18 protein-coding genes are annotated in these 21,827 nt (G+C 40.9%); 12 read left to right on the forward strand and 6 right to left on the reverse strand.

All coding sequences use genetic code 11. The features are described from left to right. The first annotated feature begins 647 nt into the window (after positions 1-647). Positions 648-1,934 carry a glycosyltransferase family protein gene (locus AB0756_RS10515; RefSeq protein WP_038071640.1) on the forward strand — a complete coding sequence of 429 codons (1,287 nt, stop codon included), beginning with the start codon at positions 648-650 and terminating at the stop codon, positions 1,932-1,934. Positions 1,935-2,078: 144 nt separating this feature from the next. On the opposite strand, the gene AB0756_RS10520 is transcribed toward AB0756_RS10515, so the two are convergent. Then, positions 2,079-2,468: a hypothetical protein gene (locus tag AB0756_RS10520; protein ID WP_038071642.1), complete on the reverse strand. Its 390-nt coding sequence runs from the start codon at positions 2,466-2,468 to the stop codon at positions 2,079-2,081. Between the two features lie 306 nt (positions 2,469-2,774). On the opposite strand from AB0756_RS10520, the gene AB0756_RS10525 reads away from it, so the two are divergent. Beyond that, entirely contained in the window at positions 2,775-3,587 is an 813-nt protein-coding gene (locus tag AB0756_RS10525) for a M23 family metallopeptidase (RefSeq protein WP_038071648.1), read from the forward strand. A gap of 26 nt (positions 3,588-3,613) precedes the next feature. Here the strand turns inward: AB0756_RS10525 and ftsH are convergent, their stop codons facing one another. Further along, positions 3,614-5,524 carry an ATP-dependent zinc metalloprotease FtsH gene (gene ftsH, locus AB0756_RS10530; RefSeq protein ID WP_272899690.1) on the reverse strand — a complete coding sequence of 637 codons (1,911 nt, stop codon included), beginning with the start codon at positions 5,522-5,524 and terminating at the stop codon, positions 3,614-3,616. 392 nt (positions 5,525-5,916) lie between these two features. Here ftsH and AB0756_RS10535 point away from each other — a divergent pair, with 392 nt between their 5' ends. Next, positions 5,917-6,462, forward strand: a complete 546-nt coding sequence (locus AB0756_RS10535; protein WP_038071667.1) for an NADPH-dependent FMN reductase — start codon at positions 5,917-5,919, stop codon at positions 6,460-6,462. Between the two features lie 538 nt (positions 6,463-7,000). Here AB0756_RS10535 and AB0756_RS10540 read toward each other — a convergent pair. Continuing rightward, entirely contained in the window at positions 7,001-10,243 is a 3,243-nt protein-coding gene (locus AB0756_RS10540; RefSeq protein WP_050046094.1) for an efflux RND transporter permease subunit, read from the reverse strand. Between the two features lie 460 nt (positions 10,244-10,703). Here AB0756_RS10540 and AB0756_RS10545 point away from each other — a divergent pair, with 460 nt between their 5' ends. From AB0756_RS10545 to AB0756_RS10570, 6 genes are all read left to right on the forward strand, one after another. Next, positions 10,704-13,148, forward strand: a complete 2,445-nt coding sequence (locus AB0756_RS10545) for an HAD-IC family P-type ATPase (protein WP_038071669.1) — start codon at positions 10,704-10,706, stop codon at positions 13,146-13,148. A gap of 707 nt (positions 13,149-13,855) precedes the next feature. Next, positions 13,856-14,056 (forward strand): type II toxin-antitoxin system HicB family antitoxin, encoded by a 201-nt coding sequence (locus AB0756_RS10550; RefSeq protein WP_038071672.1) that lies wholly within the window; start codon positions 13,856-13,858, stop codon positions 14,054-14,056. Then, positions 14,053-14,265, forward strand: coding sequence for a type II toxin-antitoxin system HicA family toxin (locus AB0756_RS10555; RefSeq protein ID WP_038071673.1), 213 nt, complete (start codon positions 14,053-14,055; stop codon positions 14,263-14,265). Before AB0756_RS10550 ends, AB0756_RS10555 begins: the two co-directional genes overlap by 4 nt. A gap of 285 nt (positions 14,266-14,550) precedes the next feature. Then, positions 14,551-15,168, forward strand: a complete 618-nt coding sequence (locus tag AB0756_RS10560; RefSeq protein ID WP_408103988.1) for a hypothetical protein — start codon at positions 14,551-14,553, stop codon at positions 15,166-15,168. A 76-nt stretch (positions 15,169-15,244) separates the two neighbouring features. Beyond that, positions 15,245-15,490: a helix-turn-helix domain-containing protein gene (locus AB0756_RS10565; RefSeq protein WP_038071702.1), complete on the forward strand. Its 246-nt coding sequence runs from the start codon at positions 15,245-15,247 to the stop codon at positions 15,488-15,490. After that, positions 15,474-16,229 (forward strand): hypothetical protein, encoded by a 756-nt coding sequence (locus AB0756_RS10570; protein WP_038071679.1) that lies wholly within the window; start codon positions 15,474-15,476, stop codon positions 16,227-16,229. Before AB0756_RS10565 ends, AB0756_RS10570 begins: the two co-directional genes overlap by 17 nt. Here the strand turns inward: AB0756_RS10570 and AB0756_RS10575 are convergent. From AB0756_RS10575 to AB0756_RS10585, 3 genes are all read right to left on the reverse strand, one after another. Further along, complete coding sequence (locus AB0756_RS10575) at positions 16,186-17,346, reverse strand: DNA cytosine methyltransferase (RefSeq protein ID WP_038071681.1); 1,161 nt, start codon at positions 17,344-17,346, stop codon at positions 16,186-16,188. The two genes, AB0756_RS10570 and AB0756_RS10575, sit on opposite strands and share 44 nt — an antisense overlap. 194 nt (positions 17,347-17,540) lie before the next feature. Further along, entirely contained in the window at positions 17,541-17,756 is a 216-nt protein-coding gene (locus AB0756_RS10580; protein ID WP_237265818.1) for a hypothetical protein, read from the reverse strand. Positions 17,757-17,906: 150 nt separating this feature from the next. Next, a complete protein-coding gene (locus AB0756_RS10585) occupies positions 17,907-18,119 on the reverse strand; it encodes a hypothetical protein (RefSeq protein ID WP_167844609.1) in 213 nt (70 codons plus the stop codon). 481 nt (positions 18,120-18,600) lie between these two features. On the opposite strand from AB0756_RS10585, the gene AB0756_RS10590 reads away from it, so the two are divergent. From AB0756_RS10590 to AB0756_RS10600, 3 genes are all read left to right on the forward strand, one after another. Then, entirely contained in the window at positions 18,601-21,132 is a 2,532-nt protein-coding gene (locus AB0756_RS10590) for a hypothetical protein (protein WP_038071682.1), read from the forward strand. A 125-nt stretch (positions 21,133-21,257) separates the two neighbouring features. Further along, a complete protein-coding gene (locus AB0756_RS10595) occupies positions 21,258-21,476 on the forward strand; it encodes a hypothetical protein (RefSeq protein WP_038071685.1) in 219 nt (72 codons plus the stop codon). Next, positions 21,473-21,745 (forward strand): ParE family toxin-like protein, encoded by a 273-nt coding sequence (locus AB0756_RS10600; RefSeq protein WP_038071687.1) that lies wholly within the window; start codon positions 21,473-21,475, stop codon positions 21,743-21,745. Before AB0756_RS10595 ends, AB0756_RS10600 begins: the two co-directional genes overlap by 4 nt. Positions 21,746-21,827: the final 82 nt, after the last annotated feature.

Below are 21,827 nucleotides of genomic sequence, written 5' to 3' on the forward strand. Positions count from 1 at the left end.
TTCCTAGGCTCCTTTGATGCGTGTTCTCTGACAGAAAGAACTTTTTGGCAAATTTGCCAATCGATTCTTCCTCTGGTCGGCAATATCAGTTTTTTACCAGAAAATGCTTATTAGTAGGGCATTTTGTCGTCTATCTGACACAAAATGATATAAAAAATGCAATATTTTGTAAACTTGTTTGACAATTATTAGAAGTATCTACTCACTATTTGTTAATTTTTTGCAACAATTCTTTTTCGGGATTGGGTATTTTTGTGTAGAGAATTAATCGTTCTTTTTTTATTTTTGTATATAGCTAATTAGTAATTAATCAATAACGGAACAAATATTTGCTTAATAATGACAATGGTGCAAGATGCTCGACTTCTTCAAAAATACAGCCGATCCATAGGGGTGACATCCCTCATTCAACGCTCCCTTATCTCTCAAAACCCAAACTTTGGCTGGGAATGCAGTCTGCGAGGCTTTAGCTCGCGTGACAGACGAGTACAGGAAGTGGAGACTCTCTCAAGGGAATCCGGTGGCTGCGCCACTGGAATGAGGTAAGGCGTGAGACCCATGATTCACCAACAGCATCCCAATCAAGAAGTCGGAGATCTCTCTACCTTAAGGCATTATGCCCCTACCCTATACCCCATACTCCCCTAATGACTGCCGATATTTTAATTCTTTCAAATGGACCTGGAGAAGTCACAACTTGGGTACGCCCAGTAGTAAAGCAATTACGACAACAATTGGGCAATAACCGCGAACAAATTAGGATTTCTATCATCTTGTCACCCTGTCCCAACTCCAGTGGTAAAGAAGCAGAAATAGCCCGCTCTTTTCCCGAAGTCGATAGAGTCCAAGCCGCAGAACATTTTTGGAATTTTTTGCTTTGGGGAAAAACCTTTGAGAATTGGGAATGGCGCAAGTGCGGTGTTATTGTTTTTTTAGGTGGAGATCAAATTTTCCCGGTTATTCTTGGCAAAAGGTTGGGATACCGTACAGTTGTTTATGCCGAATGGGAAGCACGATGGTGTAACTTAATAGACCGTTTTGGAGTGATGAAGCCCGAAGTAGCAGCACGCGTCCCTCAAAAATATACTCATAAGTTCACCGTCATTGGCGATTTAATGGCAGAAGCCCAGGGAGGGGAGGACAAGGTAGAATTTCCTCCATTGTCTACCGTGTCTACCCCATCTCCCTTGTCTTCTCCCGAATTGATTGGTTTGCTTCCTGGATCGAAGGCTGCAAAACTGACACAGGGAGTCCCTTTCATGTTGGCAACTGCCGAATATGTGAAGGCAAAAAGACCGCAATCTCAATTTTTGATTCCCGTTGCACCGACTTTAGATGTGGAAACTTTGGCAAGTTTTGCCGATCCTGAGAAAAACACTTTTGTTCAAACCTTTGGTTTTAATAGCGCTTCTCTCAAACCTATTTCCAATACCCAATCTTCAGTCTTTATCCTCAAAACAGAAACGGGCTTAAACGTCGAACTGCATACTGAGACGCCAGCATACGGTATATTATCTAAGTGCAGTATTTGTTTAACAACCGTAGGCGCAAACACAGCTGAACTTGGTTCTTTGGCTGTACCGATGATTGTTTTACTACCAACACAACAGCTAGATGCCATGCGTTCTTGGGATGGATTACCTGGGCTTCTAGCAAATATGCCTTTGATTGGCTCGAGTTTTGCCAAATTGATTAACTGGTTAGCACTGAGAAGATTGGGTTTATTAGCTTGGCCTAATATCTGGGCAAAAGAAATGGTTGTACCAGAATTAGTGGGAAAACTTCAACCTCAAGAAGTTGGGGAAATGGTCATAGATTATCTAAATAATCCAGAAAAATTAGAACAGATGCGAGCCAAGTTACGCGCTATTCGAGGAGAACCCGGTGCAGCGAAAAAGCTAGCATACTTGGTAAAAGAAGAATTGGAGAAATGATGAATTATGAATTATGAATGCTGAACGACAAAACTGGTTACGGGATTTGCTTACGAAGAGTCGGACTAAGGGGAGTGTTAGTTGCGGTAGCTAACATACTTAACCAAGTATATTTTTCATAATTCATAATTCATAATTCATACTTCATCCTTCATCCTTTTTTCCATCGCGCCGTCCAAGTTCGTAAACTCCCGAACCGATACAAGCCAGTATTCCCATGCTGATAGACCAACTTTGACCCAAGCTAACTTCTATTCCCCAATTACACAAACCGCCAAGTACTAAAAAAGGCAGAATGCTAAAAAGCGAAGCATAAAGGGCATTTTGAGATTCCCTTGCCTTTTTAGTTTTTTCAAATTCCGATTGGCTCATGTAGAGGGAGCGCTCTGCAAAGTTAAACCAGCTGTTGAGTTGTAGAGTTACCCATTCACTGGCGGTCGAAAATCCCAAATACAACGCTAGCGACCACAAACTCGTTCCTGCGATCGCTATTTTATCGAACTCAAGGCTAAAAGGCAGTATTTCAGTCAACATGGCTTCCGAAGGTACTGTAGATGATGCTTTTCTGCTTCTATCGAAGCCAAATCTACTTTTTCACCAAAGGTATTGTGATAACTTATCAGCATTTTTACTTATTTTTCACTCTACCATTGGGAAGGTTTTTTGGTAATATATTTCGGTGGAAAAAACAAAAATAAGACGATTTTCATTTTTCATTACGGCATACAGGGTAAAAGCGAGCAGATGTCAATAACAATCGACCATCAGATTGAAACTTCTGCTGCGTTTAATTTCTGTCTACTAATTTACAGATAAATCATCGCTTAGAGGAATTTTAAAATGAGTCAGTGGCGACAAACAGTAGCAATTTCTGTAGTCACACTATTTGTATCTGGATTGAGTATTGCTAATTTGAATACTCTCTTGCCCAAGGAAAATAAAAACGTTAATGCGTTTTCCTTTATTTCAATCCCCGAGCGAGATTCACACAGTTCCTCTCCGACTCCGATAGCAAGAATACCACGCTCATCCACACCAGATGCGACCCCACCGCGCCAAATTCAGCCAAAATCAAGCTTACAAGCAACAAATAATAACACTTGGTTAGCCGCTTCTTTCCCCGTGGAAAATTTTAAGGCCTACACTTCAGCATTTGGATATCGCCCCTCAGCAACTGGTGGTTCCCGGTGGGAATTTCACAGTGGCTTGGATATAGCCGCACCACAAGGAAGTTACATTCGCAACTGGTGGGCTGGTAGAGTGAGTAAGGTAGCCGATCGCAACGCTTGCGGTACTCACGTTGTTATTGAATCCGGTCCGTGGGAACACACCTACTGCCATATGGAAGGACACGTAGAAAGCGCAAGTGGTCGGCGATACCTCATAGACCGAGACGGAGGTATTCAACTTTGGGAAGGTCAGCCAGTCCCAGCTGGATTCAGGATTGGTCGGGTAGGGATGACTGGGCGTACAACAGGTCCTCACCTTCACTGGGGATTAAAATATGCCAAAAACTATGTAGATCCCGCTGTCGTTCTGCGAGCAATGTTCTCACAGCAACAAGTTGCAAGAGCATCATCACAAAAATGGACTCCCCAACAATCGCAAGTCGTAATTGAGGAGTCTAAACTTCAACAGGATTCAAATTATTAGTTAGTGGTTGGGGTAACAACTAACAATTAGCCAAACACCACAATCTTCTGTTTTTCTGGCAACTCAGTATACTCCGAAACAATCTTGCGGAATTGCTCGCCCTCGATTGTTTCTTGTTCAACCAATAAATCCACCAACCGATCTACCAAAGGACGGTTTTCACGAATAATACGACGGGCTTCTTGGTAGCATATACTTGCCATTTCTCTAACCTGTCGGTCGATTTTGGTAGCCATCTCTTCTGAATAATCATTGCGGGTCATCCAATCGCGACCGAGAAAAACATCACTGTTTTGATTTTCAAGAGCCACCAACCCCAGTTCTGACATTCCGTACATTGTTACCATCTTGCGTGCAAGATTAGCCACAACTTTCAAGTCGCTACTCGCACCACCCGTGACCTCAGATTCTCCAAAGACCTCTGTTTCTGCTGCTTTTCCACCCAAGGTCATGGTAATGTTGTCCATCATCCAAGCCCGACTGTAAAGCCCGCTATCAATCATTTCTTCATTCAAAATTTGCTGTGAAAAACCACCAACTCCTCCAGAACGAGGAATAATAGTCACTTTATTGAGTGGGTCAGCATTTTCTAAAAGTGTCGCTAAAAGAGCGTGTCCAACTTCATGGTAAGCAATCAACCGCTTTTTCTTGCTATCTAACAGTGGATTGAGAGTTAAACCAATTGTCAAACGGTCAATAGCGTCGTCAATTTCTAGCTGTGTAATTGCTTCTTTTCGCCTGCGTGCTGTCAAAATAGCAGCTTCATTCAAAAGGTTTGCCAAATCTGCTCCTGTAAAACCGGGCGTGCGACGCGCAACCACTTCTAAGGAAACAGATGGGTCAACTTTTTTATTTCGGGCATGAACTTGTAAAATAGAAAGGCGACCTTTACGGTCTGGGGCATCTACGATGACCTGTCTGTCAAATCTTCCGGGTCTGAGCAAAGCAGCATCTAACACATCCGGACGGTTTGTGGCTGCTATAATAATGATCCCCGTGTTGCCCTCAAATCCATCCATTTCCGTTAACAGTTGGTTGAGGGTTTGTTCCCGTTCATCATTTCCACCGCCAATTCCTGCACCCCTTTGCCGTCCAACAGCGTCAATTTCATCTATAAATATTAGACAAGGAGCATTTTCTTTTGCTTTTTTAAATAAATCGCGCACGCGAGACGCACCGACCCCAACAAACATTTCCACAAATTCCGAACCGGAAATGCTAAAGAACGGTACTCCAGCTTCACCTGCGATCGCTTTTGCTAAAAGTGTTTTACCTGTCCCTGGTGGTCCAATGAGCAAGACTCCTTTGGGAATACGCGCACCAACAGCGGTGAATTTTTCAGGTTGTTTGAGGAAAGTGACAACCTCTTGCAGTTCTTCTTTCGCTTCTTCTATACCAGCAACATCATCAAACTTCACTCCAGTTTTTGCTTCCATTTGGAAGCGTGCTCTTGATTTACCAAAATTCATGGCTTGGCTCGAAGCATTTGTGGAGCGGCGTAAGAACAACAGCATCAAAGCCACGAGTGGTAAAATCCACATTAAGTTAATCAAAAGGCTGACAGCCGCTCTACTGTTAGCAGAAGAAACTTCCTCAAACTCAACTTTCCTTTCTTTGAGTTTGTTAATTAACTCTGGATTTTGTTCCAAAAGCCGCACCTGCTGTGGTTGTGTATCTGGCTTTTGGTCTTTTAAATACACTCTCGCGACCTGTTCGGTTTCATCAAGCTCTACTCTGGCAATTTCTCCACTCTGAACTTTCTGGATTAAATCGCCATAAGATAGGGCTTGAGAGTCGCGTTCTGCCTTTTGTGCCAGTGCAGAAGCTCCTCCCGATAAACTAGGCAAGACGAGCAAACTGGCAGCCAGCGCTCCAGTCAAGGCAGCTCGCTTTGCTGTTTGCTTTTTCATCGATGTTTTTTTCTCAACCTTTTTCATAAATAACTACCCTTTTTGTGCTGGCAGAAGCTGAGCGCTCATTTTTATGGCTGTTCTTCTAGCAAATAATTTTTTGGTGTCTAATTGTCTAGTGTAGCTTCCACAAAAAACCATTCCCAAGTTTTTCTCTTGCATACGTCTACTCTTTACAAATTCCTGTATCTGAGATCCCTAACTTCGCACTGATTCGCCCTTGGATCTTACAGTTCCTCAAACAGAATAAAACTCACTCTCAATAGCAAACAATTCTCTACCAATTGAAATTTTACACGTTTTGTCACAACTGGCTGGTCTATAAGCTAATATATAAACATACTCGTAATGACTACGCTTTGCAAAAACCTAACCTTGGATTAAGGCTACTTAATAAATTAAGAGATTGAGAGTTCGTTATGGTAAAAATTGTTGGAATTGGTGGCAGTTTAAGAACAGAGTCTTACACGCAAGTTGGTTTGAAGATAGCTGCACAAAGAGTCGAAGCTTTGGGTGCGGAGGTTGAAATTATCGATTTGCGGCAAATGCAGTTACCGTTTTGTAATGGCGAGCAGGAATATCCAGATTACCCGGATGTTCAGCGCATGCGTGATGCGGTCATTCAAGCTGATGGGTTAATTTTGGCAACACCAGAGTATCACGGTAGCGTCAGTGGTGTCCTCAAAAATGCCCTTGATTTGATGAGTTTCGATCAATTGTCTGGTAAAGTGACCGGGCTTATCAGTATTTTGGGCGGACAACCCAACAGTAATGCCCTGAACGATCTACGAATCATCATGAGATGGGTTCACGGTTGGGTCATTCCGGAACAAATAGCGATCGGACAAGCGTGGAAAGCTTTTAGCCCTGAGGGTAAACTGTTAGATGAGAAACTTTCACAACGCTTTGACCAATTCGCTCAGAGTTTGGTTGAAAATACGCGCAAGTTGCGAGGAGTTAATTAATCCAGAGGTGATACTTTAACAAGATGGAAACAAAGTTTAGCAATTTTGTGAAAATCTCCGTTTCCAAACTCTAAGAAATCGCTCCCATCAAAGCAAGTTGCTGTGTTACTTGTAATTGCGTTAACTCTCTCTTAATTTATTTTTTGTCCTACCCCAATTTATTGAGCAGATACAATGAGTTTAAAATAGATTCTTGCAGTTAAGAGGATGTTTGAAAAGTCCTTTCATCAGTAGAAAAACATTCAAGATCCCCCTAAATCACCCTTAAAAAGGGGGACTTTAAGAGTCTTTCCCTTTTTTAAGGAAGAGTTTAAAAGTCTTTTCCTCTTTTTTTGAGAAAGAGTTTAAGAGCTTTTCCCTCTTTTTTTAAAGGAAGAGTTTAAGAGCCTTTCCTCCTTGTTAAGGGGGCTTTAAGAATATTTTCCACCCTTGTTAAGGGGGGCTAGGGGGGATCGCTGAGTGCCTAAAATCACAGCTACCCACTTTTCAAACAATCTCCCTAAATAAGAGAATGACTCAGGACAAACCAGTCAAAGAATTAGGCATTTGGTCGCTGGTCATTGGTTGCTATAACAGTTTCCTCACCAGCTACAACTGTGCGATCGCGTTTTCCAAAAGAAACTTCTGCATTCTTGATAATAATGTACAAGATTGGGATAACAAATAGACTCAGAACAGTTGCAATGCACATTCCACCAAAAGTTGCTGTTCCCAAAGATTGACGAGCAGCAGCTCCAGGACCTGTTGCGACCAAAAGTGGAATACCACCAGCAACTGTGGAGAAAGCTGTCATTAAAATGGGTCGCAAACGCTCCTTAGCAGCCTCGATCGCTGCCTTTGTAATACCCAAACCTTGTTCCCGAAGTTGGTTGGCAAATTCCACAATTAAAATTGAGTTTTTACTTGCCATACCAATCAACATGACAAATCCAACCTGAGTGTAAATGTCGTTAGCAGAACCTTTGATAATAAGAGCAATTAACGCACCCAAAATTGCCAACGGAACAGTCAGCAAAATAATAAATGGATCGACAAAGCTTTCATATTGTGCTGCTAGTATGAGAAAGACAAAGACAACACCCAAACCAAAGATAAAGAGAGCTTGTCCGCCAGATTCAATTTCTTCTAAAGAAAGCCCGGACCACTCATAGCCAAATCCCTTAGGCAAAGTTTCTTGAGCAGATACCTCCATTGCTTTGATAGCTTGTCCCGAACTTACACCAGGTGCTGGGGAACCGTTAATTTCCACCGAGCGAAACAGATTGTAATGGCTAATCACTGAAGGACCAATGACTTCTTTAATTGTCACTAAATTGCTTAGGGAAATCATTTGACCTGTTTGCGAACGCACGTACAGCTTTTTAATATCCTCTGGGTTTGAGCGGAATGCCTGGTCTGCCTGAACATAAACGCGGTAAGCTCGATTGAACTGGTTAAAGTCATTGACGTAGGTCGAGCCAAGAAAAACTTGCAAGGTGTTGAAAATATCTTCAACAGGAACCTGAAGGGCATTGGCTTTGGTGCGATCGACTTCTACAGAAATTTGCGGTGTGTTGGCGTTGAAGTTGGGACGCAAACCGTTTATTTGAGGTTGTTCGGGAGATGGGTAAGTACTGGCTCGACCAACCAAGCTATTGAGGGCTGTCCCCATTGCATCAAATCCTAAATTCTCCCTATCTTGTAAGTGAAACTCAAAACCACCAAAGTTACCAATACCATTAATAGCTGGCAAATTAAATGGAATCACAGTGGCTTCTTGAATTCCCAACATTTTAGGCAGTAATCCAAAAGGCTGTGGAAAAAATCCACCAATAATCGCTTGCAAAGATTGATTTGCTTCCCGGCGCTCTTCCCAAGGTTTCAGGGTTGTAAATATCAAACCGTTGTTGGGCGTCGAACCACTAAAGCTAAAACCACCAACTGCAAAAATTTGCTGAACTTCTGGCACTTCTTTGAGAATTGCTTCTGCTTTTTCTAACACATTTTGAGTGTAGTTGAGAGACACACCCTCTGGTGCTTGAACGAGGGTGATAAAAATACCTTGATCTTCATCTGGAATAAAACCTGCTGGAACGATATTGTAGATCCAATAGGTCAGTATCAAAGCACCTGAGAACAGTGCTAAAACGACAAACTTCAACCTAGTTAACAAGACTATGCTGCGACTGTAAATCTGGCGAGTTTTATCAATCGCCCAGTTAATACTGTTAAAAAACCAGTTATTTGGTACCTGACCTCGCCTGAGCAAAATCGCAGATAGTGTTGGGGTAAAGGTAACCGCGTTAAAGGTGGATATGGTGATGGAAAATGCGATCGTCAGCGCAAACTGCTTGTAAAGCTGTCCGGTTGTACCGGGGAAAAATGCAACTGGTACAAACACTGCAATCAATACAACAGAGGTAGCAATCACCGCGCTAAACAGCTCGTTCATAGATTGAATCGCCGCCTCCACAGGTTTAAGTCCCTGGTCTTGAATGCGACGAGTGATGTCCTCTACAATCACCACCGCATCATCCACCACCAGACCTGTTGCCAAGGTTAAACCGAATAGAGTCAGGGTATTGATAGAAAAATCCAGGAGTTTGACGAAGATAAACGTACCGAGAAGCGCTACAGGCATTGCCAGTGAAATCACCAATGCCGAACGCCAATTCTGCAAGAATAGGTAAACAATGAGGACAACTAAACCAACTGCTTGAAACAAAGAAACAATAACTTCTTCAGTTCCTGCTTTGATAAAAGTAGTAGTATCAAAAGCGACTTCATAGTGTATACCTGGAGGGAAATTTTCAGCCAATCGCTTCATTTCCGCTTTGACTGCTGCGGCTGTATCCAGTGCGTTGCTACCAGCTTGCTGGTTAATACCCAATCCCACGCCTTGGTGCGTTACCCGATCGCTAGAAGTAAATCTGAGCAAAGAACTGTAGTTTTCGGCTCCTAACTCAGCCCGACCGACATCCTTGAGCTTGATAAGCGTCCCATCTTCCGTAGTTTTAATCACAAGCTCGTTGAATTCTTCCGCATCCTTGAGTCTTCCTTGAGCGTTAACAGCATACTGATACTGCTGTGATGATTGAGTTGGAGGTTGTCCTATTTGTCCGGCACCGACTTGTAAGTTCTGTTGCTGAAGTGCTGTAATAACATTTTGAGGTGTCAAATTTCGGCTGGCGAGACGATTGGGGTCTAGCCAAAGGCGCATGGCATATTTCCGCTCGCCAAATATCTGAACATCACCGACACCTTTGATCCGTTTAATGGCATCTGCAATATAAAGGTCAGTGTAGTTGCTGAGATAGGTATCGTTGTAAATATCTTTTCCTTTGCTTTCATCGCGATCGGAGTAAATCCCAATTGCTAACAAGAAGTTATTGTTAGCTTTTAGGACTTGTACGCCTGTTTGGGTTACAGGTCCCGGTAACCGCGATAGAACGGTTGACACCCGGTTCTGTACGTCTACGGCAGCAATGTCTTGGTCTTTCCCCAGTTCAAACGTTAAGTTAATGCTACTCGTTCCATCATTGGCGCTTGTAGATTTGATGTATCGCACGCCCTCAATACCATTGAGTTGTTGCTCCAAAATGTTAGTTACAGTAGACTCAACGACTTCTGCATTGGCTCCAACATAGTTTGAAGTTACGGTAACTACGGGAGGAGCAATTTCCGGATACTGAGCAACTGGCAATGTCGGGATACAAGCTATCCCAAGTAGTGTAATGATGATAGAGCAAACCGTTGCAAAGACAGGTCGTTTGATAAAGGAGCCAGAGAGGGAAAAAATCATAAGGTTTCAGTCACCGATGGTTGGTATACGCAGCACGAGCTCGTTGGTTCCCAGCCGCAATTTGCTGACTCCCAAGTGTCGCTGCTTCTAACCTGTTCTTGACAAACAGAAAAAATGCCAAATAATAAATCTATCTTTAGATATAAATTTGTGGTTACCTAAGGAGGAAATAAACTGTGTAATTACTCTGACGATTTTAGCAAAAACATCAAGACTTACTGTAAAAGAACTATGAACCTTGAAACCACATGAAACAATAGTTTGACTTATTGTCTATTAACTCATTAAGACCCACTATTTACCTCATTTGATTTCACTGATGTCAAAAGGAGCATTATCTCAAATTATACAAAACTTAGAAAAGTTGGTATTGTAGGTCAAGCTTGAAACAGTATTAAATACAAAGCTTTCAATTCAAAATCCGAAATCTAAAATCTAAAATTTCTATTTTCTATTATTTATGCAGATATCTAAGCTCCAAGGGTTGAGCGAACAAGAAGTCAAAGAAAGGCGCACAGCAGGAAAGAGCAATAATGTTAAACTGCCAACTAGCCGTTCTTACGTTCAAATTTTACGCGAGAACCTTTTTACTTTTGTCAACGCGGTTTTTTTTGCCATTAGCGGTGTTTTTCTGTTTTTACAACGCCCTTCTGATGCTATTTTTGTAGCCGTTATAATTTTTAGTGGTGTCGTTATTGGTATTTGCCAAGAAATTTGGGCAAAGCGAAAACTCGATAAAATTGCTCTGCTAACTCGCCCTGTAGCAACTGTCATTCGAGATGGCAAAGAATATACTGTCGATCCGAGGGAAATTGTTTTGGGAGATCTTCTCCTACTTTATCCTGGCGAACAAATTCTAGTAGATGGTCAAATTGTTGGTGAAGGACGAATTGAAGTTGATGAGTCACTGCTGACAGGTGAATCAGATTTAATTCCAAAAATGGAAGGACAGGAAGTTTACTCTGGTAGCTTTTGTGTCAGCGGACGTGCTTGCTATGAAGCGCAGAAGGTAGGTACTGAAACAGTTGCTTACCAACTTATGGCTGGTGCAAGACAGTTTCGTCAAGTTTACACGCCACTTCAGCAAGAAATTAACTTAATTATTCGGGTACTTTTACTTCTCGCCTGTTTTTTATGGATTTTAATTGCAATTAGTTTTATTATTCGCTCTCAATCATTAAATGAAATTGTTCAAAGAGCAGCTGTCATTGCAGGTTTAATTCCTGCAGGGCTTTTAATTGCAATTACACTTGCCTATGTCATGGGTGCGGTTCAAATGTTGGGAAAAAATATCTTAATCCAGCAAACTAATGCTGTAGAGTCTTTAAGTAATGTTGATGTGTTGTGTCTTGATAAAACCGGAACGCTCACAACCAATCAAATTGAATTGCACGACCTTTACCCCATAGAAGTTCCTGTAGGGGATCTTCGCTCTATACTCGGTGATTATGCTGCAAGTACTCAGTCAGGCAATCGCACAACAGACGCTATTCTTAACGGTTGCTCCGGTTATACCAAGCTTATCAAAACCGAAGTTCCTTTTTCTAGCGATCGCAAGTGGAGTTCGGTCGTCTTTGACGATACAGAAAGAGATGGTACATATGTATTGGGTGCGCCGGAAGTTTTATCACTTGCTACACCCTTAGACGCAACAGCCAAAAATTACATTCAGGAGCAAATTAACCAAGGGTTAAGAGTTCTGCTGTTTGCTCGCAGCCCCGTCTCTGTTTCTCTGGGCGCAAATGACACTCCTTCCTTACCACCAGATCTTAGCGCGATCGGGATCTTAAGTTTTAGCGATCGCTTGCGAAAAGGAGCAAGTGAAACACTACAAGGCTTTACCCAAGCAGAAATTGCAGTCAAAATCATTTCTGGAGATAATCCTCAAACAGTAGCAGCCATTGCTTTACAAGCAGGATTTAGCGAACAAATCAAGCTGATTTCTGGTGCTGAATTAGAGCAAATGAATGATGTCCAATTTGCTCAAGCAGCTTCTAGTTATAATGTGTTTGGCAGAATTGCGCCGCAACAGAAAGCTAAAATTGTTAAAAGTCTTAGGGATGCAGGACATTACGTTGCGATGACAGGAGATGGAGTCAACGATGTCCTCTCCCTTAAGATGGCAAATTTAGGGATTGCTATGGAAAGCGGCTCTCAAGCAACTAGGGGTATTGCCGATATAGTTTTGCTAAAAGATTCCTTTGAAGCACTACCTCCTGCGTTTTTAGAAGGGCAAAGAATTCGCAATGGTATCCGTGATGTCATGAAACTCTTTATGGTGCGAGTTTGCTGTGTCGCACTACTTATTTTTGCCACAGCAATTGTCTCCGATAGCTTCCCGTTGATGAACAAACACAGTGCAATTGTCACTCTCGTTGGCGTTGGTATTCCCACCATGTTTATTCCTGTTTGGGCGCAACCGGGAGAACAATCAAAACAAAGCATGGTGCGTTCAATTCTCCACTTTATTATTCCCGCAAGTTTGTCCATCACTTTGGTAGCTTTGATTGTTTACCTTTTCTACTTAGTCAGTGCCATACTCGATTTACCACCAGCTGCTGGAATTGCTAGGGTTGATTATGAAATTCCTCGCACAGCACTTGTGACCATTTTGGTATTTTGCGAACTCCTATTAATTCCTTTTCTAAAACCGCCTACAACAGCATGGGTAGCCGCTGAACCTCTCAATGGCGACTGGCGTTATACCAGCGTAGCAGGAATTCTTATTATTACCTATTTATTAATTTTATATATTTCTCCTATCCGGGAATTTTTTGAATTAGCACCAATTTCACCTATCAATTGCTTGTGGTTGGGGTTAGTTGCTATAGAGTGGAGTTTCATTGTACGGTTGATGTGGCGCACGCGATTTTTAGACCGCTTTTTGGGGGTTGATTTGGAGTAATATCGTACTGTAAAGGCGAGTCTAGAATTATTTTTTGCGATTCGCGAAACGACTATTCCTTTTCCAACCGAAGACTATCTATTTAAATGAACCGCATTTTGGAGCCAGTACTATGCTGTTATAAAAAAAGCATACTCAATGCGAGTGCTAAGGAATTAAAACTCTTATTGCATATGACTTTCAAAATTTAAATGTGTTTGTCTTACAGTGGAAGCACAGAAAATGCCCAATGCGTTAAAATTCATGAGTACAGACTGATGGATAGTTTGTCAGCACCCCGCTCTGAAGAAACGGGGCTTCGTGCCTCTGCCTTTAGGTAGCTGACCCGCTTAAGTCCTTAACTGGACTACGTTATCGGCAAGAGTTAAAGTTCGTACCTGCGAATACGTGATGCCAGTTCGCTGCTCTACAACCAAATGGTTAACCAGTTTTACGAGGGGTAAGACAGTGCTGTTTGGATAGTGAGGCAAATCTGAAGACGGGTTTCCCGTCGCAGGATATTGCCGAACCCGTAAGGGTACCGACCGATAACTTTGGCAAGGCTCACATTACTGGAGTAGCAAGGTGTTCCCGGCATACAGGGAAGTGGATAGGCACTACTCCTCTGCTTATCCAACCCCGTAAGGGGACGGCTAATAAATTAGCTCGTGTCGTGTTTCCTCCGCGACCTAAAGGTGCGCGGTTTCCACACTCCCGGAGGTTTTTAGATGAAAATTAAAGCGGTTATTTGGCAAGAAAATGGAGTGTGGTGTGGTTCTGTACCTGCATTACCAGGATGTCATACTTGGGGAGAGAGCTACGAACACTTGCTAGAGATGTTACAGGACGCTGTTCAAGGTTGGTTAGAAGTTGCAAGTGAGCGGGAAGAAATTGAGCCAGAGAAGCAGTTAGTTGAGCTATCGATATGAAAGCTATTTCTGGTAAGGCTCTATGTAAAGTAGTGGAACGGCATGGTTGGGAGTTGAAGCGAATAACTGGCAGTCATCATATCTATGCCAAAGAAGATGTTCCTGCCATCCTTTCCATACCCGTTCATAGTAATCGAGATTTGCCAATAGGAACTTTGAAAAGCATCATGAAAGATGCGGGAATTACGGAAAAAGATTTGGAAGAATAATTATCTCAAGAAAGCTGCTTTCTCCACCACAAAAAAATCTCTAATCAGGTGATTGTACAGTCACAATGGCTCGCTTACCCAATCTTAACAGGTATACAGATGCGATACTCCTTCAATAGCTTCCGCCATAGCATTATTGTCCATTTCAGTAAAGAGGTTATTGTTCAATGGATAAACTAGAACATTATAGAACCGCGATTAAACAAGTTTTATCTAGATATTACAAACTAGATATCAACCAACCCGTGGATGGAATTGAACCGCATAGCTCCTGAACAAACTCAAATGAACCAAGTCTTACCACCAAAAAATTCCAAGTACAAAGTTACGTTACTAGAAATAATTTCTGTGTTTTTTGGGGCTATTTTTCTAGTCATGATTGGTATCACCGGGCTAGCGATTCAATTTACGACAAATGCTTTCAAGCCACAAAGAGCAGAAGCTATAGCTAGGAGTATTATGAACTATAGCTTTCCAGATGGTTCTCAAGGTGTACTTGGTTTAAAGTTAGCAGGAGCGCAAATAGCACTTATTACCAGTAACGGTGACAATCCTGATATACGGCTTTTGGTAGCTAGGGTGGTCATTGATTCGCAAACAGACAAAAAGCAAGTTGAGCAAATTCTAGATAGCACGTTTCTCGGAGACAGAGATAATTTTCAAGTCTCTACTTCGAGGTCAGAACCTAAAAAGCTTTGTGGTTCACCAACGCAGGTAACTGTGGAAGAAGGGGTAACGAAATTACCAGACGATGCCAAAAGTCAGTTTACTATTAGTTACAAAACGAGTGTGGTAATTGGCAACAACCGTTATTTTGTTATTCTATTGACTCATGGTGAGGATGGCGTGCAAAAAGCAGAGACAGTTTTTAACTCTTTAAGGTGTAAGTTACCTGAAAGTTAATACAGCACCTTGTAGAATCGTATTGAATACTATAGTCTGTAGCACTTTTGTATTCAAAGCCTTAATGTTCTTGATTATGCAGCCTAGTCAACTAGATCAAATATTAGGGTTAGAAATACAACGCCGTCGTCTAGAAAAAAGCTGGTCTCAAGAGTATTTGGCAGAAGTGACAGGTCTGCACAGAACGTATATCAGCCAACTAGAGCGCGGTTTGAAAAGCCCATCTGTTAGGGTTCTCAACCATATTACTAATGCTTTAAATACAACCATGAGCGAATTTTTCCGAGCCGTAGAGGAATCTTTAAGTGTTGACAGACAATGAAATAGACAGATTAAGGAAAGGCATAATCGCTACTGTAGCATCTCCGGTTATTGGCTCAATAGAAGATTATGCTTGGGAAGCAATTTTTCATTACGTAAAAGATATTCCTCTTTCCGATCCAGCTTTAGGACGTACCAAACTTCTTTATGATGCTGTTGATATTACGACTCAGACTGGTTGGTCTTTGAAATCGCTTCAACTTAATAATTTCACATCAGGAAACACATTTTTTTTTGTAATTCAGAGAGCAGATGTGATTAAAAAAGCTAATCAACTTGGATTTCCCGGTCTTACTGAACAATCTTCACCACAAGAATTAGGAGAAGCTATTATTCAACATTGGAACGAAAAGATTTTAACAAGCCAGTCATTACAAAGAGTTATTAACAGTTACGAAGGTATACTTTTAAAAAATATACAAGGTACTGAATATGTTTATTGTGAATATGAACTTGAGCCACTCGATTCAACTACATTTTCTTGGGCTTGGACAGTCAATAAAATTTCTGGGAAACAAGGAGTAGGTTTGCAAGGAAATATAGCAGGAAAAACAGATTTAGTATGGTACAAAAATCAAAAACAACTTTTCAAAGCAAGAACAATTCTTACCAACGCTGTTCGTATTAATATTGAACGAATTCGTCTTATACTCGAGCGTTATGTAACGACTATCCTTGCTGCTTTACAATCGCAAATTAATAACCCTTTTTTTGATAACAATTCTGATGCAAACATATAGCAATTGCTTTAGCTAACAGCGGAGGAACAGATTCACCAATTTGAGAAGCCATATCGGTATATGACCCAACAAAGTGAAAGTTATCCGGATAAGAATGCAATCTGGCTGCCTCTCGTATTGTGATAGTTCTATTTTGCGTAGGATGAAAAAACCTACCAGAACCAGGATGAAACATCCATCTTGTAATTGTTTTTGCTGGTTTATCCCAGTAAAGCCTTCCATAAGCTCCACTATAATGTTTCTTAGGAGCTAATTCTGGTGGTAAGTCTCTTGCATCTTGCCCTTCTTTTAGAAGACAGACTCTTGCTCTTTGAATCGGAGTTAAAGTACGGGCAATATGGTTAACAATTTTTGTACTCTCATTACGCATTATAGTTTGGTATGAGGTTTGTGGAGTTGATGGATAATCCCCATCAACATATTCTTGCCCTGCATCTAATGGTGGTAAATCTCCAATTGCATCTCTCACTGTAACCATTGAAGAACTATCTAGATCGAATAAATTCATCTGGCGATCGCACAATTTTACAGAGCTACGATCTCTCCGAGTATTTTCATAATGTGTTGGCGTGGGAAAGGAGGGTATTTTATCCAAACTAGCAATAAAAAATGCCCTAGTTCTAGTTTGCGGTATTCCATAATGAGCAGCATTTAAGGAAGCTGAAACAACTTTGTACCCAAACGATTTTAGTTGCTCCGTTATTTCATTTTTAACTACACCATCATATGCCTTCAAGATTTCAGACACATTTTCCATAACGACATAAAGAGGTCTGAACTCTTGTACAAATTCCAAAAAAGTTTTGTACAGTTGATTGCGAGGATCGTTCAGACTGCGTTCGCGAGCAGGAATGTTTTTAGAAAAACCTTGACAAGGAGGACCACCAATTAACGCTGTTAGTTCTTCTTGCTTCAAGTTAAGCGATAAACGTAGTTCTGAAGGATCTACTTTACTTATATCCTGATTGACAATCTTAGTGTTTGGGTAGTTAAGTTTATAGGTTGCTAAAGCTTTTGTGTCTATATCAACAGCACACAAAGATTCAAACCCTGCTAAGTGAAATCCTGTAGTTAATCCACCCGCACCAGCAAATAAATCAATTAACTTATACATCATACTTTGAATACTATAGTACTCAAATGAGATTGTCAACTGATTTTAAAAATGTTTGTAAACTCTCCTCACTACTTCTCCTTAAAAGTACAAACTCCCTTCTCCTATGAAGAGAAGGGTTGGAGTGATGGGTAAATTCAGCAAAACCAACCCAGGTAAGATGTTACCATCTGTAATATTTACAACGATATTCTGAATTAGCTACAAGACTCATGGACTATGGCAACGACAAACAAACAGAAGATAAAGATTGCAATGCGGGCAATCCATGGCAAGAAAACGGAGAACAGAAGTATTGAAACAGTAGAAACTCCAAAAATTTGAAATATCACATGTGCGATCGCAAAACCAAGCAAAGTCCACAGAAAATATTTCAGACCCGTACAAGCCCACTTAAATAGATTGCTCGTCATGATTTTTGTCCTTTTTGACATTTAAATTTTGAGATAAATGCACCCCCGACTGCAATCGACGAGGGTAACGCTCGACTCAGGAAAACCTTTTAGTAGATACATTCAAAGCGATCGCACCATAACTTAGTCTGTTAGGTAACGAGAAACAACTTAAGCTAATTTCCGTTTGAGTACGTTAAGCTGACTCTCAGGTGGTACCAAATCATTTGAACACGGAGAAGAACCGCCTTGTACTTTGACTTGCAAGCTCCAAGGTGCGACTTGCACTGTAATGGCACCATCAAACTCTGCTACGACTCCTAAAAGGATCGCAAGCAAAGCCAAATAAACAAAATACCGAAAATTTTGGTTGAATGAAATCACGTTTGACCTCCAAGCAATTCATTAATTCGTTGTTCTAGTTGCTAGAGACAAAAAATTAGATACGCGAAGCTCTAACAGCATCTGTCGTGGTTCTTCCATCAATGTGCTGTTAGCAGACATTTATTAAATTATTCGGAAACACTCTCACGCCAAAATTAAAGCTTTATTCCGTGAGCTACTGAAACTTAGTTAGCCTTTGTTTGTAGCAGTCAGGGATTGGTTTATAACTTCCGGAAGCAGGATCTAGCCAAATATTGTCATTTGACTGTACATGTTAATATTAAAATCATTATTTAAGTAATTTTTGTATCATAAACTACAAAATATTTATTTCAATCATAAAATATGTAAACTCAATATACACATAAATGTTCGGAAGATATATTCTTTCAATTTTACGTATAAATTGACACAAAAAATCCCTTAGAAAGATTTACAATGTCAATTAGATTTACATTTATATTGTGCACTCAATAAGAAAATGGGCAAAGAAAGTGTTGGAGACCAAGAAGCGCTGCGCGAGATGCTCCACTTCTTCCTAGAAAAAATGGGAGCAACGCAGGTAGAGCTGTCAGAAGGAATGGGTGTTAGCCGGCCTGTGGTGATCGATTTTCTCAATAAGGAAAAAGAACGGTTACCCGTCGATCGCGAAGGGTTGATTCAACTGTGCAAAAATCTTCGCAGTCGTAGAGCATCCAAAAGAAAATTAAAACGAGAGATTCAAAACACATCAGAAAAAGAAAAACTAGAATCAAGCCCTGACGAACTGCGAAAGTTATTGGGAGATACAGGAGCCGATGAACTACTGGAGTCTGCTGGTTTTTTGCCAGAGAAAACAAAGATTATCCGAGTTACGTCGGAGAGATTTTTTCAAGTAGCGCAAATAGCTGCATTGCTGGAGTTACTGGAATTGGAAGATTTACGCTCTACTACTCAGGAGTTTGTAGCAATTGCTAGCAACAAAGTCGCGATCGCAAGCAACAAGCTTTTTTTAAACTCCTCCGATACTCCTGAGAATGACTCCCTTGAATATTTCATTAACAATCTGAGAAAATCCTACCCAACCTTAGGTTTAAAACTGAGATTGGAGGTTATTGAGAAACTGCAGAGAACTTGGGAAAGACTAAAAGCTGGAGGAAAAACTAATTTCTCCCGACAAGAAGCAATTGCACTTTTCCTAAGTATTACCATTAAAGAGCAAATGCTTAAATATCCAACTAACCTTCATATTAGAGTTCAAAAGTTGGAATTCAAAACTTTATCGCGAACCATTAACCGGGAAAAAGAATATAGCAATCTCTACGATAAATTTGTACAAATTAGCCACCAAGCAGAGTGCGAATTGAAGACTCCAGGAATGTGCCCGACAATGGGACTAGAAGCGCACTCCCTAAATTCGCTCAACCCCGTAATTATGGCAATGGTAACGTGTAGCTTTAGTCATGATGGTAAATCTTATGAATTTCTTGAATGGATGTATACCTCTAGTAATACGATAGTGGAGAATGCTATTGGTGCTTGTAGCTTACACATGGGTTTAACTGAAGAAATAGCTAACGTAACCCTATCAACAAAAACCTTAGACAGCAGTATTGATTCCTTAGTTGAAACAACAGTCGTTTTAGGAAATCAACAAAAGTATCAAGGGATTTGGGTCGATCGAGATTCAATGATTACTATGCTGCAAGCAATTGTCTGTGCTGCAAAGCAATGGCTAGCAGAGCAAAGTTGGAATGGAAGCCTCAATTTAGAAATTTATGGTTCTGTATGCAAAACTCTCTCCGAGCTAAGGACGAGATTAACCAATGTTAGGATGGCTTTTCAAAATTTCCAATTCCTTGATGAAGAATGTCGCTCTGCACAAATTAAGAGGATTGCCGATATAGCTAGAGAGGAATTGAAGAAAATTCCCAAGGAAAAAATCTACTTTTCATATCGACTCAATTTCTACCGTTGCTATTTTCTGGCAAAACGATTAGAACTCAGGCTATCAAATTTTCTAGGTAATATCAGTAATGCAAAACTGCTGATCCAAACAATTACAGAAGCTCTTGAAGAAGATTGCGAAGTCAAGAAACAGCTAGTTCCCATTCAAGCTCTTATCCAGTCTGAAATTTATTTGTATGAACTTTCGTGCGGGCACCACCCAGATTTATTTGAATCAAGCAAGAGGAAAAAGTGGCTTGGCTTAGAAGAATGGGACCGTGAAATTAGAAAGGCAATTAAACCAGGCTCGTGTTATAAAGACCCAGGATTAGATATTTATCAAGCCTTATCTGAAATTTATGGAAATGCTGCGCGAATACAGTTCTATCTTTCTAACGATCGCAATTCTCTTGAAGAAGCCGCAACACATTTCTTCAAAGCTGCTCATTATGCATCACGTATTGGTTTAACACAAAGAATGGCTAGATGGCTAGCTTTAGCAGGGCGAGTTTTGGTCAGACTTGGAGATAGCCATTTGCCAATAGAAGCCTTAAGTTTTGCTGAGAAGTATGCTAAGGCTGATTTAACTACCGGTCACAGCCCTAATTTTTGTCAAGCAGTGCTTTCAGAAATTTCTTTGTTAAAAGGAGAATATTTGCTCTTAATTAAAGATGAACCGATCGCAGCATTAGAGAGTTTTTTAGAAGCACTTAAGGGTTCTGTTTATTTGGGATTGAACCGTCGAATTTGTGATGCACTTTTCAATATTGCAAGATGCTCGAAGAAGCTAAGTAACTTTAGTATTCGAGAGGGACTGAGCAGAGTTTTTCAGGAAGGTTTTACGGAATCTTGTAACAGCAAACTCAATCAAATGAGTAACCACACGTCTGAGAAAGTTCTAGATTTGCTTTATAGTCTCTGGAGTAGAGAGGATAATCCTACCTGGTTCCACGTGCGGGGTGAGTTTTCCACACTAGCTGCTCAGACTTGGCAAGGATGGCATGATACCTCTAAACCAGGAACAATAACAAAACACCCCATTGCCGAAAAAATTTTAAGTGAATCTTGGTTGTGTCAAATTGATTAGGGATTGGAGATTGGGCATTAGGGCTTGTCTCCCTTTTGCCTAAAGCAGGGCGTAGCGCATCGCAATAGCAAATCGCAATTCTGAATTTGTGAGAAAATTAATAAAACAGAGGACAATCATTCACCATGACAGAATTACTCGAACAAGCGATTATCAAACTTAAAAACTTACCAGCCAGTCAACAAGATGCTATGGCTACGATGATTTTAGAAGAACTCGAAGATGAAAAGCAATGGGATGAAGCTTTTGAGCGTTCTCCAGATGCACTAGCTTTCTTAGCAGCTCAAGCGATGGCTGAATATCGCGCAGGGAAAACTCAACAGCTAGATCCAGATACACTGTGAATTCTCGTATCACTTCTCAGTTTCGCCAAGCTTTTGGTAATTTACCTGAAAATGTGCAACAGCAAACCCGTGAAGCATATCGTCAATTTAAACTTGACCCAAATCATCCCAGTTTACGTTTCAAAAAAGTACATCCAGAATTACTTATTTATTCTGCAAGAGTCAGCAGAAGCTATCGAGCCGTTGGACAGTTAGAGGGAGATACAGTTATTTGGTTTTGGGTAGGGTCGCATACAGAGTATGAAAGACTACTATCTCAGTTTTCCTAAAGGCATTGCACTGAGATGACTGTAAAAACCTGTTCTACATTGCTACCTAAATTATACTCTTGCTAGATGAGGAAGGAGTTGA

It is taken from the genome of Tolypothrix campylonemoides VB511288_2 (assembly GCF_045999855.1).
Classification (GTDB): domain Bacteria; phylum Cyanobacteriota; class Cyanobacteriia; order Cyanobacteriales; family Nostocaceae; genus Scytonema; species Scytonema bouteillei_A.